Annotated in this window: 11 protein-coding genes; 7 read left to right on the top strand and 4 right to left on the bottom strand. The window is 66.9% G+C overall.

What is annotated here, in order from left to right; genetic code table 11:
- The first annotated feature begins 96 nt into the window (after positions 1 to 96).
- From BMX57_RS08210 to BMX57_RS08190, 5 genes are read left to right on the top strand one after another with little or no spacing between them, the layout of a single operon-like run.
- Positions 97 to 3,213: an ABC transporter transmembrane domain-containing protein gene (locus BMX57_RS08210; RefSeq protein ID WP_092364943.1), complete on the top strand. Its 3,117-nt coding sequence runs from the start codon at positions 97 to 99 to the stop codon at positions 3,211 to 3,213.
- On the top strand, positions 3,206 to 4,093 hold the full coding sequence (locus BMX57_RS08205) for a CPBP family intramembrane glutamic endopeptidase (protein WP_092364940.1): 888 nt from the start codon (positions 3,206 to 3,208) through the stop codon (positions 4,091 to 4,093). The genes BMX57_RS08210 and BMX57_RS08205 overlap by 8 nt, the downstream gene beginning before the upstream one ends.
- A 58-nt stretch (positions 4,094 to 4,151) precedes the next feature.
- On the top strand, positions 4,152 to 5,084 hold the full coding sequence (gene accD / locus BMX57_RS08200) for an acetyl-CoA carboxylase, carboxyltransferase subunit beta (RefSeq protein WP_092364937.1): 933 nt from the start codon (positions 4,152 to 4,154) through the stop codon (positions 5,082 to 5,084).
- Positions 5,081 to 6,355, top strand: a complete 1,275-nt coding sequence (locus BMX57_RS08195) for a bifunctional folylpolyglutamate synthase/dihydrofolate synthase (protein WP_092364934.1) — start codon at positions 5,081 to 5,083, stop codon at positions 6,353 to 6,355. The genes accD and BMX57_RS08195 overlap by 4 nt, the downstream gene beginning before the upstream one ends.
- Positions 6,356 to 6,395: 40 nt before the next feature.
- Complete coding sequence (locus BMX57_RS08190) at positions 6,396 to 7,352, top strand: PLP-dependent cysteine synthase family protein (protein ID WP_092364931.1); 957 nt, start codon at positions 6,396 to 6,398, stop codon at positions 7,350 to 7,352.
- Between the two features lie 7 nt (positions 7,353 to 7,359).
- Here BMX57_RS08190 and BMX57_RS08185 read toward each other — a convergent pair whose 3' ends face one another.
- Both BMX57_RS08185 and BMX57_RS08180 read right to left on the bottom strand, forming a co-directional pair.
- Complete coding sequence (locus BMX57_RS08185; RefSeq protein WP_092364928.1) at positions 7,360 to 8,088, bottom strand: metallophosphoesterase family protein; 729 nt, start codon at positions 8,086 to 8,088, stop codon at positions 7,360 to 7,362.
- A gap of 44 nt (positions 8,089 to 8,132) precedes the next feature.
- Positions 8,133 to 9,092 carry a LysR family transcriptional regulator gene (locus tag BMX57_RS08180; RefSeq protein WP_092364925.1) on the bottom strand — a complete coding sequence of 320 codons (960 nt, stop codon included), beginning with the start codon at positions 9,090 to 9,092 and terminating at the stop codon, positions 8,133 to 8,135.
- A gap of 94 nt (positions 9,093 to 9,186) precedes the next feature.
- Between BMX57_RS08180 and BMX57_RS08175 the strand changes: the two genes are divergently transcribed.
- Positions 9,187 to 9,579: a heme-copper oxidase family protein gene (locus BMX57_RS08175; RefSeq protein WP_092364922.1), complete on the top strand. Its 393-nt coding sequence runs from the start codon at positions 9,187 to 9,189 to the stop codon at positions 9,577 to 9,579.
- A gap of 37 nt (positions 9,580 to 9,616) precedes the next feature.
- On the opposite strand, the gene serA is transcribed toward BMX57_RS08175, so the two are convergent.
- Both serA and BMX57_RS08165 read right to left on the bottom strand, forming a co-directional pair.
- Positions 9,617 to 11,212 carry a phosphoglycerate dehydrogenase gene (serA, locus tag BMX57_RS08170; protein WP_092364919.1) on the bottom strand — a complete coding sequence of 532 codons (1,596 nt, stop codon included), beginning with the start codon at positions 11,210 to 11,212 and terminating at the stop codon, positions 9,617 to 9,619.
- 93 nt (positions 11,213 to 11,305) lie between these two features.
- Positions 11,306 to 12,460, bottom strand: coding sequence for a phosphoserine transaminase (locus BMX57_RS08165; RefSeq protein ID WP_092364916.1), 1,155 nt, complete (start codon positions 12,458 to 12,460; stop codon positions 11,306 to 11,308).
- Positions 12,461 to 12,678: 218 nt separating this feature from the next.
- Between BMX57_RS08165 and BMX57_RS08160 the strand changes: the two genes are divergently transcribed.
- On the top strand, positions 12,679 to 13,734 hold the full coding sequence (locus BMX57_RS08160; RefSeq protein WP_092364913.1) for an AI-2E family transporter: 1,056 nt from the start codon (positions 12,679 to 12,681) through the stop codon (positions 13,732 to 13,734).
- Positions 13,735 to 13,747: the final 13 nt, after the last annotated feature.

The raw sequence follows: 13,747 nt of genomic DNA, 5'->3' as shown, positions 1-13,747 counted from the left end.
CGGCGCGGCTTGTAATCGGGCCCGCCAGTGCTTACCGTCTGCTCGGTCCGCTGGCGCCCGCGCCTTGGGCGGGCGCGGCAGGGACGAGGCGGCGGGATGGAGCGCACGCTCTTCTCATTCATCTGGAAACACTCCAAGCGTCAGCAATTCATGCTGCTGCTGCTGACGGTGATCTCTTTTCCCTTCCTTTACATCTCGCTGGAACTGCCCAAGCGGATCATCAACGACGCCATCGGCGCGCCCACCGAACGGGTTGATCTTTGGGGGATCGAGTTCACGCAGGTGCAGTTCCTGATGCTCCTGTGCTTCGCTTTCCTGGGCACGGTGATCGCCGGCGGCTTCATGAAGATGCGCATCAACACCATGAAGGGCGTGCTGGCCGAGCGCATGCTGCGGCGGCTGCGGTATCAGCTGATCGGGCGGATGATGCGCTTTCCGCGACCCTATTTCGCCACCACCAGCCAGGGCGAGCTGGTGTCGATGATCACGTCCGAGGCCGAACCGATGGGCGGGCTGATGGGCGACGCGGTGGCCCAGCCGGTGTTCCAGCTGGGCCAGATGCTGACCATCGTGTTCTTCCTGTTCATGCAGAGCGTCTGGTTCGGGCTGGCCTCGATCGCGCTGATCCCGCTGCAGGCCTGGCTGATCCCGATGTTGCAGCGGCAGATCAACCTGCTGAACAAGGACCGCATCCAGCAGGTGCGCCGCCTGAGTTCCGAGATCGGCGAAAGCGCCGCCGGCATCTCGGACCTGCGCGCCAATGGCGGCTGGCGCTATCGCATGGCGCAGATCAGCGACCGGTTGGGGCAACTCTTCGAGATCCGGTTCCGGATCTACCAGAAGAAGTTCTTCATGAAGTTCCTCAACAACCTGATCACCCAGCTGACGCCGTTCATGTTCTATGCCGCCGGCGGCTACCTGGCGATCAAGGGCGAGATCACCGTGGGCGCGCTGGTGGCGGCCCTGGCGGCCTACAAGGATCTGTCCAGCCCGTGGAAGGAGTTGCTGACCTATTACAACCAGGTGCAGGACATGTCGCTGCGCTGGGAGATCGTGACCGAGCGGTTCGCCCCGCGCGACATGATCGCGGCCGAGCTGTTCGAGGGCGAGCCCGAGGAGATCCCGCATCTGGATGGCGAGATCGAGCTGCGCAATGTCAGCGTGAACGACCAGGACGGCAATGTCGTGCTCGAGGACATCGACCTGACGATCCCGCCCGGCGCGCGGGTGGCGATCCAGTCGACCAAGCCCAACGAACGCACCGCGCTGGCGCTGCTGCTGACCCGCGAGGTGATGCCCAGCCGGGGCGAGATCATCCTGTCGGGCCATCGCCTGAACGATCTGCACCAGGCGGTGATCGCGGCGCGGATCGGTTATGCCCATTCGCGCCCCTACCTGTTCGACGGTACGCTGGGCGACAACCTGTTGATGCCGCTCAGGGTAAGGCCGCGGCAGGCCGAAGATGCGTCTGCACGCCCGAGCCGCACCCAGATCGAGGCCGTGCGTTCGGGCAACAGCCCCGAGCCGGTCGATGTCGACTGGGTGGATCCGGCTCTGGCCGGGCTGAACGACGGTGACGAGATCCGCGACTGGTGGTTCACCCTGGTCGAGGCCGTCGGCGTGGACGAGACGATGGTGCGCCGGATGCTGCGTGCACGCTTCGATCCGATGCTGCACCCGGGCCTGGCCCAGGAAATCGTGGCGCTGCGTCCCAAGGTGCGGGACCGGCTGCGCGAGCGCGGGCTGGACGACGCCTATTTCCGGTTCCATCCCGACCGGTTCAACCCGGCGGTGCCGATCGGGGGCAACCTGCTCTATGCCGCACCGGCGCGCGAAATCTCGCCCGACACGCTGATCGGCGATGGCCGTTTCGTGAAGCTGCTGGAGCGGCACGGGCTGGATGATGACGCGCGCGAGATCGCGGCCGGCGTCATCGGAACGCTCAGCAGGGTATTCGGCCGCGACGGCACCGACCATCCGCTGTTCCGCCGGCTGGGCATGGACGAATCCACATATCTTCGGCTGCTGGAGATCACCGAACGCCGTGCCGAGGGCGGCGATGCCGCGCTGAACGCCGAAGAGCGGGCGTTGCTGATGATCGTGCCCTTCCTGCTGACCGCCGAGCAGATCGGCCCCGGCTTCGACGACAGCTACAAGGAGAAGATCCTGGCCATCCGGCGCAAGCACGGCGAAACCCTGAGACGCGAGACCGCGGACCTGTTCCAACCGGTCGAAGAAGAAAGCTATGTGCCGCGGCTGACCTTGCTGGAAAACGCGCTGTTCGGGCGGGTGTCGCTGATGGCGGGCGCGCGCGGGCAGGAGATCGAGGACGTGGTCGCCGAGGTGTTGGCCGAGGCCGGGCTGCGCCGCCGCATCGCCGGGATCATCTACGACCTGCCGTCCGGTCTGGGCGGCACCAACCTGCCCACCGTGTTCCAGGAGCGAGCGGCCTTCACCCGTGCGGGGATCAAGCGCCCCGACATCCTGATCCTCGACAAGGCGCTGGCCAGCCACGATTCCGACAGCCGGCTGCGCACCCGCCAGAAACTGCGCGAGCTGCTGCCGAATTCGATCATGCTGTTCATGGAGGACAGTTTCGCCCATCCCGAGGCCTATGACCTGTTCATCGAGATCAAGGACGGGCGCATCGACGGCGTGTCGCGCCGCCAGGTCGAGGCGCTGGGCCAGGCCGGCGCGGCCGATTTCAGCCGCAAGCTGGCGGTGTTGGCCGAAACCGAACTGTTCCGCCGGCTGGATGCTCGCAACCAGCGCCTGCTGGCGTTCTCGGCGCAATGGTACGAGGCGGATGCCGGGCAGGTGATATTCAGCCACGGGCAACCCCCCGACGCGGCCTATCTGTGCCTGGAGGGGCGGGCCTCGCTACGTTGGCCGGGGGATCCGACCGGCGCGGAGCCGATCACCTTCATCGAGCCGGGGCGTCTGATCGGAGATCTGTCGATCATCACGCAGAAGCCGCGCACGATGGACCTGGTGGCCGAGGAGCCTTGTGTGTTCCTGCGCATCGGTGCGGAAGAGCTGCACACCGTGATCGAAAGCGATGCAAAAGTGGCGGTTCGGCTGCTGGAGACGGTGGCGAGCCACCTGGTCGAGGCGGGCGATCACATCCGGCGCAGCGGGCTGTCGGTCCCCGAAACCGACGAGCAGGGCGCCCCGGTGGCGCTGGACAGCATGGCGCGACGGCGGAATGTCTAGGCACGCCTATGCCGCTCATGAACGGCTGGTGGCACCGGTCCGGGCGCGACCGCAGCTGTGGCGGCTGCTGGCCGGGCTGGGCGTGATGGCGGCGGTGGTGCTGGCGATGAACGCGCTGGTGCTGATCGCCATCGAGACGGCGGTGCCGCCCGGCCGGCGCGCGGCAATGCTGGCCGGGCACTCGCCGCAGGGCATGATCATCCTGCTGGCCAGTTTCGGCTTCGTGACGCTGGGCGTCGCGGTGGCGGTGCGTCTGTTCCAGCAGCGCGGCCTGGCCAGCGTGATCGGTCCCGCGGGCCCCGCCCTGCGCCAGTTCTGGCGCGTGGCACGGGTGCTGGCCGGCCTGGCCCTGCTGCTGGCGCTGCTGCCGCCTTATGACATGGGTACCCCCCTTCTGGCCAACCTGGCGCCGGGCCTGTGGCTTATGCTGCTGCCGCTGTCCCTGGGGGTGGTGCTGATCCAGGTCAGCGCCGAAGAGATCCTGTTTCGCGGCTATGTCCAGCAGTCGCTGGCGGCGCGGTTCCGCAGCCCGGTGATCTGGATGGGCCTGCCCGCGGCCCTGTTCGCGATGGGCCACTACCTGCCCGCCGAGGCCGGGGCCAATGCCGGGCTGATCGCGGTCTGGTCGGGCGCCTTCGGCCTGCTGGTGTCGGACATCACCGCGCGGGCCGGCACGCTGGGCCCCGCAATCGCGATGCACTTTTTCAACAACGTCGTAGCGCTGCTGGTGGTGGCCCTGCCCGGTCAGCTGGACGGTCTGGCGCTGTTCCTGCTGCCCTATGACATGGCCGATACCGGGCCGCTGCGCGACTGGCTTTTGGTGGACTTCGCGCTGATGCTGGTGGCCTGGCTGGCCGCCCGGGTCGCGCTGCGGCGCTGATTGCAAATCCCGGCGCAGGGCATTATCTGGTGCCGGCAGGTATCCTCAGAGGTCATTCATGAACTGGATCAGCAATTACGTCCGGCCCCGGATCAACTCGATCTTCTCGCGCCGCGAGATGCCCGAGAACCTCTGGCAGAAATGCGAGGATTGCGGGACCATGCTGTTTCACCGCGAACTGAGCGAGAACCTGAACGTCTGCACCAATTGCGGGCACCACATGGCGATCACCCCGCGCGACCGGTTCCGGGCGCTATTCGACGGGGGAACCTTCGCCGAGGTCAAGGTGCCCGAACCGCTGACCGACCCGCTGCATTTCCGCGACCAGAAGAAATATCCCGAACGGATGAAGACGGCCCAGAGAACGACGGGCGAGAAGGAGGCGATGCTGGTCGCCTCGGGCGAGATCGGCCGTACGCCCATCGTGGCGGCGGCGCAGGATTTCAGTTTCATGGGCGGCTCGATGGGCATGTATGTGGGCAATGCCATCATCGCCGCCGCCGAAGAGGCGGTGAAGCTCAAGCGGCCCCTGGTCCTGTTCTCGGCCGCCGGCGGCGCGCGCATGCAGGAGGGGATCCTGAGCCTGATGCAGATGCCGCGCACGACCGTGGCCGTCGAGATGGTGAAGGAGGCCGGGCTGCCCTATGTCGTGGTGCTGACCCATCCGACCACCGGCGGGGTCACCGCCAGCTACGCCATGCTGGGCGACGTGCATATCGCCGAGCCCAACGCGCTGATCTGCTTTGCCGGGCCGCGGGTGATCGAACAGACCATCCGCGAGAAGCTGCCCGAGGGGTTCCAGCGCGCCGAATACCTGCTGGACCACGGGATGCTCGACCGGGTGACACCGCGCGGCAAGATGCGCGACGAGCTGATCTCGATCATCCGGATGCTGCTGGGCCTGCCGCCGGCGGTGCGGGGCGATCTGCCCGCGCCCGAGGCCGGCGAAGGCGACAGCGGGACACCCGCCGGCGACGCCCCGGAAAAATGACTGCGGCCGGATCGGACGTCATCCTGCAACGGATGATGGCGCTGCACCCCAAGATCATCGACCTGACGCTGGACCGTGTCTGGGACCTGCTGGCCGCGCTGGACAACCCGCAGGACCGGCTGCCGCCGGTCATCCACATCGCCGGAACCAACGGCAAGGGATCGACCTGCGCGATGATCCGCGCCGGGCTGGAGGCCGCGGGCCGTCGCGTGCACGCCTATACGTCGCCGCACCTGGCCCGGTTCCACGAGAGGATCCGGCTGGCCGGCGACCTGATCGGCGAAGACCATCTGACGGCGGTGCTCGACGAGTGCTATGCCGCCAATGGCGACCGCAGCATCACCTATTTCGAGATCACGACCTGCGCTGCCCTGCTGGCCTTTGCCCGCAGCCCGGCCGATCATACGCTGCTCGAGGTGGGGCTGGGCGGGCGGCTGGACGCCACCAACGTGATCGCCCGGCCCGAGCTGACGGTCATCACGCCGGTCTCGCTCGATCATCAGCAATATCTGGGCGACACGCTCGAACGGATCGCCGCCGAGAAGGCCGGGATCATCAAGCGCGGCGTGCCGGTCGTGGTCGGACCCCAGGAGCCGGCTGCGATGGAGGTGATCGAGGATGTCGCCGCCCGCCACGGCGCGCCGGTCCTGGCGCATGGGCAGCATTGGCATGTCTTCGAGGAGCGTGGTCGGCTGGTCTATCAGGACGAGACCGGGCTGTGCGACCTGCCGCTGCCTAACCTGCCCGGCGGACACCAGATCGAGAATGCCGGCGCGGCGCTGGCCGTGCTCTGGCATCTCGGGCTTGGCGAGGCCGCGCATGAGGCGGCTGTGACGCGGGCGGAGTGGCCGGCCCGGATGCAGCGGCTGAAGACCGGTCCGCTGGCCGAGGCTGCGCCGGGGGCCGAGATCTGGCTGGACGGGGGCCACAATGCCGCCGCCGGCCGCGCGCTGGGCGCGCATCTGGCGCGCCTGCCCGCGCGCCCCACGTATCTGATCTGCGGCATGCTCAACACCAAGGACGTGACCGGCTATCTGCGGCCGCTGGCGGCGCAGGCGCACGGCCTGACTGCTGTGTCGATCCCGGGCGAGACCAACACGCTGAGCGCCGAGGACACCGCCGCCGCGGCGGGTGCGGTGGGCCTGCCGGCCGATACCGCCGAGAGCGTGGGCGCCGCGCTGGCGCGGATCGTGGCGCAGGAGTCGCAGGCCCGGGTGCTGATCTGCGGCTCGCTCTACCTCGCCGGTCACGTCCTGCGCGAGAACGGCTGACCGGCCCGCGCACCGGGCCGCCAACAGAGGGAGGCGCAAGATGGCCCTGAATTCCGTGATCGAGGCGATCGGGCAGACCCCGTCGGTCTGGTTGGACCGGATGGTGGCGGCGCGCGGGTTGACGGGGCGGATCCTGGCCAAGCTGGACTATCTCAACCCCGGCTTTTCCAAGAAGGACCGCGCCGCGCTGGGCATCATAGAGGCCGCGCGCCGGGACGGATCGCTGAAGCCGGGGCAGGTGGTCGTGGAACTGACCAGCGGCAACATGGGCACGGGGCTGGCGATTGTCTGCGGTATCCTCGGCCATCCCTTCGTCGCGGTGATGAGCCGGGGCAATTCCGAGGAACGGGCGCGGATGATGGCGGCACTCGGGGCGGAGGTGGTGCTGGTCGATCAATGTGAGGGATCGGTGCCGGGCGAGGTGTCGGGCGATGATCTGGCGCGGGTCGAGGCCGAGGCGCAGCGGATCGCGCAGGCGCGCGGCGCGTTCCGGGCAGACCAGTTCAACCATCCGGGCAATGCGCAGGCGCATGAGGTGACGACGGCGGTGGAACTCTGGGCCGACTCGGGTGGCGCGCTCACGGCTTTTGCCGATTTCGCCGGATCGGGCGGCACCTTTGCCGGTGTGATGCGGGGGTTGCGGGCCGTTTCGCCCGGACTGCGCGGATACATTGTGGAACCCGAGGGCGCGGCGGTCCTGTCGGACCAGCCTGTGCGCAACGCCGGCCACCCGATCCAGGGCGGCGGCTATGCCATGTCGGACCTGGCCGCCCTGCGCGAGACCGGCGCGGATGGGCACTTGCAGATCTCGGGCGACACGGCGCGGCAAACGGCTCGGGCGCTGGCGTGCGAAGAGGGCATCTTTGCCGGTTTCTCGTCGGGTGCCAACGTGGCCGCGGCCCTCGACCTGCTGGCCGGTCCCGAGGCGGGCGGCTGTGTCGGCATCGTCATCTGCGACAGCGGGCTGAAATACCTCTCCACCGACCTGTGGGCGTGATGTCGCCTCAGGGGGTCAGCTTCTCGCGCCCCGACCCGGTCAGAAGCCAGGCCTGCCCGTCCTGGAACACCGCCGGGGTCAGCGCCCGGCCATAGCCCGCCCCGGTGTCCAGGTTGACGCGGTTGCCATAGTGCCGCGCCCGGTCCACCGGCGTGTGCCCGTGCACCACCAGCCAGGGGTGGCGGCGGGGATCGTCGTGAAACTCCTGCCGGATCCACAGCAGGTCGTTCTCGGTCTGCGCCTCCAGCGCAATGCCCGGCCGGATGCCCGCATGCACGAAGAGAAGCCCATCTTCCCGGTGATGGTTTCGCAGATCGTCCAGAAGCCGCCGATGCGCCTGAGGAACCGCTGCGCGGGCGCGTTCATGCACCTCGAACAGCCGCGTGCGCTCGCTGACCTCGACACCGTAGGAGGCCAGCGTTTCCGCCCCGCCGATCCGCTCATGCAGCCAGTGATAGCCGACCAGAAGCCGGTCGTCATGCGTGGGGTAGTCGCGCAGGAACATGGCCATCATCCGGTCGTGATTGCCGCGCAGCGCGATCCAGTCGCGCCCCTCGGCCAGCCCGGCGACGAGCCGGTCCAGCACGCCGCGGCTGTCCGGGCCGCGATCGGTATAGTCGCCCAGGAACACGACGCGCGCATCCGCCCCGCCATCGGCCTCGATGCGGGCCAGGGCCTCGTCCATCATCCCGGACTGGCCGTGAATGTCGCCGATGGCGTAGATCGGTTGTGTCATGCCCCTGTGCTAGCCGCGTGGTGCGGCAAAGGAAAGGCCCGCCATCATCCCGCGTCGAGATGCGCTGGCCGGTCTTCGTGCAGCGGCTCCAGCAGGGCGGCGATCTGACCGCGCAGCCAGCGATGCGCAGGCGCGTTGGTGAACCGCTTGTGCCAGATCATCCCCAAGCTGGGCGTCGGTATGGGCATCGGCGGCGCAAAGACATCCAGGCCCAGCCGGTGCTGCAGCCGGCAAGCCAGTTGGCGCGGGACAAGGGCGACATGGTCCGAACCGGCGACGACGGAATGCACGCCGTAGAAACTGGGCAGGGTCATCACCACGCGCCGTGTCCGCCCGACCCGTGCCAGGGCCGCATCGCCCATCGCAGTAGTGTTGCCTTCGACCGAGAACACGATGTGACCCAGCGCGCAGTAGGCCTCCAGCGGAATCGTGTCACCGGGGGCGATCGCCAGGCGGCTGAGTTCGGGATGGCCGCGCCGCGCGATAACGGAAAAATACGATGAAAACAGGCCCTGCCAGTCAAGCCAGCCGGGCAAGTCCGGCTTCGGGATAAGCGCCAGGTCGACGGCATAGGTTTCCAGTGTGTCGATGTAGTTGTCCGGCACCAGATCGACGAGTTGCAGCAGGATACCCGGCGCTTCCGCGGCAATGCGCTCGCCCAGTTCGGGCATCAGCATCTCGGCAAAGAAGTCGCTGCCGGAAATCCGGAAACGCATCCTGGCCGAGGCGGGGTCGAATTGCCGGGGTCCGCTCAGCAGGGTCTCGGCATCGTCCAGAAGTTCGCGCAGCGGCTCGGCGATCGACCGGGCGAACTCGGTCGGTTCCAGACGCTGGCCGCGCCGGATGAACAGATCGTCGCCGAGCGACTGGCGCAGACGTTTGAGCGCGGCCGACACGGCGGGCTGGCTCAGGCCCACGCGCTGCCCGGCGCGGACGGTGGAATGCTCGGCCAGAAGCGCGTCGAGCACGCGGAGCAGGTTGAGGTCGAAACCGGATAAATTCATGGCATCAATAGATCATATACGATCTATCCATTTCAATAATTCAGATTGGCGCGCCACACTGGACAGGACGCATGTCAGAAAGAGGGGAGAGATCATGACCGGAATTGCCCGCCTGTTCATGTTGGCCGGCCTGCTGTCGGTTCTTCTGGGGATGATCTGGGGGATCCAGATGTCGGCCAGCGGCGACCACGGCCTGTCGCCCGCACACGCCCACCTGAACCTTCTGGGCTGGGTCGGGTTCTCGATCTTCGCCTTCTACTATCACCTGGTGCCGGGGGCGGCCCGGAGCCGGCTGGCCTGGCTGCACCTGGGATGCGCCGTGGCCGGGGTGGTGTTGATCGTGCCGGGGATCGTGATGGCTCTGACCGGACAGGGCGAAACCCTGGCCAAGCTTGGCTCCGTCCTGACGGTGCTCTCGGTTTCGATCTTCGCTGTCGTCGTGATCCGCAGCGCGCGGGTTACGGCGCAGCTGGCGCCTGCCGAGTGATGCGCCGCCGCCCTGACCGGGGCGGCGGCGCCCTTTGTCAGGCCACGTCGAATTCCAGCGGCTTGATCTGGTTGAACAGCCCGGTCTCGGCCAGCTTGGCGCGGGCCTCGGCGGGCACCGGTTCGTCGACATAGAGCAGCGCGATGGCCTCGCCCCCGGCGGTGTTGCGGCCCAGGGTGAAGTTGGCGATGTTGACGCCATTGGCGCCCATCGTATTGCCCAGCGCGCCGATGATGCCGGGAACGTCCTCGTTCGTGGTATAGAGCATGTGGCGGCCGACCTCGGCGTCGATGTTGATGCCCTTGATCTGGATGAACCGCGGCTTGCCGTCCGAGAACACCGTGCCCGCGATCGAGCGTTCACGCTTGGAGGTCACCACGGTCACCTTGACATAGCCGTCGAAGGCGCCGGACTTGTCCTGGCTGGTGGTCGAGATCTGGATGCCGCGCTCGCGCGCCACGACCGGTGCCGAGACCATGTTCACCTCGGGGTTCACCTTCTTCATGATCCCGGCCACCACCGAGCAGTTCAGCGCCTCGTGGTTGAGGGTCGATGCGGTGCCGTCATAGAGGATGTTGATGGCCTTGATCGGCTCGTCGGTCATCTGGCCGATGAACCCGCCCAGATGGTCGGACAGCTTGATCCAGGGGCCCATGACCTTGGCCTCTTCGGCGGTCACGCTGGGCATGTTCAGGGCGTTTTCCACCGCGCCGGTCAGCAGGTAGTTCGACATCTGTTCGGCGACCTGAAGGGCGACGTTTTCCTGCGCCTCGCTGGTGGCCGCACCCAGATGCGGGGTGCAGACCACGTTGGGCAGGCCGAAAAGCGGGTTTTCCGTCGCCGGTTCCTGGGCGAAGACATCGAAGCCCGCACCGGCGACATGGCCCGATTTCAGCATCTCGGCCAAGGTCGCCTCGTCGACCAGGCCGCCGCGGGCGCAGTTGATGATGCGCACGCCCTTGCGCGTCTTGGCCAGGTTCTCGGCCGACAGGATGTTGCGGGTCTGGTCGGTCAGCGGCACATGCAGGGTGATGAACTCGGCGCGCGCCAGCAACGCGTCCAGCTCGACCTTCTCGACGCCGATCTTGTCCGCCTTCTCCTGGCTCAGGAACGGGTCGTATGCGATCACCTTCATCTTCAGCCCGCGCGCCCGGTCGCAGACGATGCCGCCGATATTGCCCGCACCGATCACGCCCAGCGTCTTGTTGGTCAGCTCGACGCCCATGAACTTGGATTTTTCCCATTTGCCCGCATGGGTCGAGGCGCTGGCCTCGGGGATCTGCCGGGCGACGGCGAACATCATCGCGATCGCATGTTCGGCGGTGGTGATCATGTTTCCGAAGGGCGTGTTCATCACGATCACGCCTTTCTTGCTTGCCGCCTCCTTGTCGATATTGTCGGTGCCGATCCCGGCGCGGCCGATGACCTTGAGGTTGGTGGCGGCATCCAGGATCTTTTCGGTGACCCTTGTGGCCGAGCGGATCGCAAGGCCGTCATACTGACCGATCACCTCGGCCAGTTTATCCTTGTCCTTGCCCAGGTCGGGCTGGAAATCGACATCGATGCCGCGGTCGCGGAAAATCTGGACGGCGGCGTCCGACAGCTTGTCGGAAATGAGAACTTTGGGGGCCATGGGTATGATCCTGTGTCGAATGTCGGGGAGAGTGCGTGAAATCACGCACCCTACGAATGGTTGCAGGGGGTAGGGTGTGTGCTTGCACGCACCTTATGCGGCTTGGGACTGCGCGGCGATCTCGGTTCGGAAGGCCCAGTCGAGCCAGTCCAGCATCGCCGCGATATCGGCGGTCTCGACCGTGCCGCCGCACCAGATGCGCAGGCCCGGAGGGGCGTCGCGATAGGCGCCGATGTCGAAGGCCACGCCTTCGGTTTCCAGCCGTTTGGCGACCGCCTTGGCGAAACCGGCGCCATCGGTGATGCGCGGGTCGGTGAATTTCAGGCAGACGCTGGTGTTCGACCGGGTGGCCGCGTCGGCGGCAAGGTTGTCGATCCAGTCGCGCGCGTCGCAGAAATCGAACACCGCCTGCGCATTGGCATCGGCCCTTGCGATCAGGCCCTTGAGCCCGCCGATCGAGCGGGCCCAGTCCAGCGCGCACAGGTAATCCTCGACCGCCAGCATGGAGGGCGTGTTGATCGTCGCGCCCGAGAAGATCCCGTCGATCAGCTTGCCGCCCTTGGTCAGGCGGAAGATCTTGGGCAGCGGCCAGGCCGGCACGTAGCTCTCCAGCCGCTCGACCGCGCGCGGGCTGAGGATCAGCATGCCATGCGCCGCCTCGCCGCCCAGCACCTTCTGCCAGGAGAAGGTGGTCACATCCAGCTTGTCCCAGGGCAGGTCCTGGGCGAAGGCCGCGCTGGTCGCGTCGCAGATGGTCAGCCCCTGGCGGTCATCGGCGATCCAGTCGCCATCGGGCACCCGCACGCCGCTGGTCGTCCCGTTCCAGGTGAACACCGCGTCGCGGTCGCAATCCACCGAGGCCAGGTCGACGATCTCGCCGTAGTCCGCGGTCTTGACCACCGCGTCCAGTTTCAGTTGCTTGACGACATCGGTGACCCATCCGGCACCGAAGCTTTCCCAGGCCAGCATCTCGACACCACGCGCGCCCAGCAGGTTCCACATGGCCATTTCGACGGCACCGGTGTCCGAGGCGGGCACGATGCCGATGCGGTACTCCGCGGGGATGCCCAGCAGCTCGCGCGTGCCTTCGATCGCGGATTTCAGCCTGTCCTTGCCAACCGCGGCGCGGTGGCTGCGGCCCAGCGGCGCATCGGCCAGCTTGTCGAGCGTGAATGTGGGGGGTTTGGCGCAGGGGCCGGAGGAAAAACGCGGATTGCCCGGCCGCGTTGCCGGTTGAGCGATGGTCATAGGTGTTACCCTTCCAGATATTCGCCCCTCGTTGGGGAGGGGTGTCCCACGGATGGGGTTAAGGTGCGCGGAGGATTTGCACAAGTCGGAAAATGGCGGTGAATCGTCGCCTGGAGTGTCCGCAGGCGAGAACACGGCGCCTATCGGAAACTTGCGCTTGTTGCGGTGGACTGGTCTTTTGACCCGGATCCGAGTGGCAAGACAGGCCGTGCATCATCATGGATTCGAACACCCAGAACCGGCTGGCAAGCGTCACGCTCTCGATGGCGCTGATCCTGATGATCGGCTGGCTGCTCAAGGTGGGCCAGGCGATCTTGCTTCCGGTGCTGGTGGCGATCATTGCCGTCTACGTGCTGACCTCGGCGGCGGATGCGCTGGTGCGGGTTCCGGTGATCGGGCGTTTGCCGCGCCGATGGCGGCGGTTGCTGGTTCTGGCCGGTATCGTCGCGCTGTTCCTGATGCTGGCGGGGTTCATCACCTCGAACGCCGCCGCCCTGTCCACCGCACTGCCGCGCTATGTCGAGAATTTCGACACGCTTCAGGCTCAACTCCTGGGATATCTCGGCCTGCACGAGCTGCCGAGCTGGGCGAATATCGGGCAGAATCTTCTGGATCTGGTCGATGCCACGACGCTGATGCCCGCGGTGCTGGCGGCGGTCAGCAATGCCGGCACGGTGATCGTGGCGGCCTCGCTCTATGCGGTGTTCATCATGGCCGAACTCGACCGGCTGCCCGACAAGACCCACAAGGCGCTGGCGCGGTACGATCGGGCCGAGGCTGCGCTGGACATTGCGCGCAAGGTAAATGAACGGATTGGCCGTTACCTGGCGGCCAAGACGCTGGTCAACGTGATCCTGGGTCTGGTATCGCTCGGCATACTGCTGGCGCTGGGAATCGAGCACGCGGTGTTCTGGGCGATCCTGATCGGGCTGCTGAACTACGTGCCATATATCGGGTCGATCATCGCGGTGATCTTTCCCGTCACCATGAGCCTGATCCAGTTCGCGGCGATCCCGCACGCCCTGCTGACCCTGGTTGCCCTGTTCGTTCCGCAGATGGTCGTGGCCTATGTGGTCGAGCCGAAATTCCTGGGCAAGTCGGTGAACCTGAGCCCGTTCTCGGTGCTGCTGTCGCTGGCGGTCTGGACCGCGCTGTGGGGCATGATCGGTGCCATCCTTGCGGTGCCCCTGACGGCGATGGTGATGATCGTCCTGGCCGAGATCCCCGCCACCCGCTTCCTTGCCGTGATGATGTCGGAAAGCGGCGATCTCTGACGGGGGCTGGTGC

The sequence above is a fragment of the Cribrihabitans marinus genome (genome assembly GCF_900109035.1).
GTDB classification, from domain to species: Bacteria; Pseudomonadota; Alphaproteobacteria; order Rhodobacterales; family Rhodobacteraceae; genus Cribrihabitans; species Cribrihabitans marinus.
This window is presented reverse-complemented; position numbering and strand designations above follow the sequence as displayed.

Bases quoted from the DNA above. Each gene is read 5' to 3' on its own strand.
- BMX57_RS08165 (WP_092364916.1), bottom strand. From the start codon at position 12,460: ATGACCATCGCTCAACCGGCAACGCGGCCGGGCAATCCGCGTTTTTCC.
- accD (WP_092364937.1), top strand. From the start codon at position 4,152: ATGAACTGGATCAGCAATTACGTCCGGCCCCGGATCAACTCGATCTTC.
- BMX57_RS08180 (WP_092364925.1), bottom strand. From the start codon at position 9,092: ATGAATTTATCCGGTTTCGACCTCAACCTGCTCCGCGTGCTCGACGCG.
- BMX57_RS08160 (WP_092364913.1), top strand. From the start codon at position 12,679: ATGGATTCGAACACCCAGAACCGGCTGGCAAGCGTCACGCTCTCGATG.
- BMX57_RS08190 (WP_092364931.1), top strand. From the start codon at position 6,396: ATGGCCCTGAATTCCGTGATCGAGGCGATCGGGCAGACCCCGTCGGTC.
- BMX57_RS08210 (WP_092364943.1), top strand. From the start codon at position 97: ATGGAGCGCACGCTCTTCTCATTCATCTGGAAACACTCCAAGCGTCAG.
- BMX57_RS08195 (WP_092364934.1), top strand. From the start codon at position 5,081: ATGACTGCGGCCGGATCGGACGTCATCCTGCAACGGATGATGGCGCTG.
- serA (WP_092364919.1), bottom strand. From the start codon at position 11,212: ATGGCCCCCAAAGTTCTCATTTCCGACAAGCTGTCGGACGCCGCCGTC.
- BMX57_RS08205 (WP_092364940.1), top strand. From the start codon at position 3,206: ATGTCTAGGCACGCCTATGCCGCTCATGAACGGCTGGTGGCACCGGTC.
- BMX57_RS08185 (WP_092364928.1), bottom strand. From the start codon at position 8,088: ATGACACAACCGATCTACGCCATCGGCGACATTCACGGCCAGTCCGGG.
- BMX57_RS08175 (WP_092364922.1), top strand. From the start codon at position 9,187: ATGACCGGAATTGCCCGCCTGTTCATGTTGGCCGGCCTGCTGTCGGTT.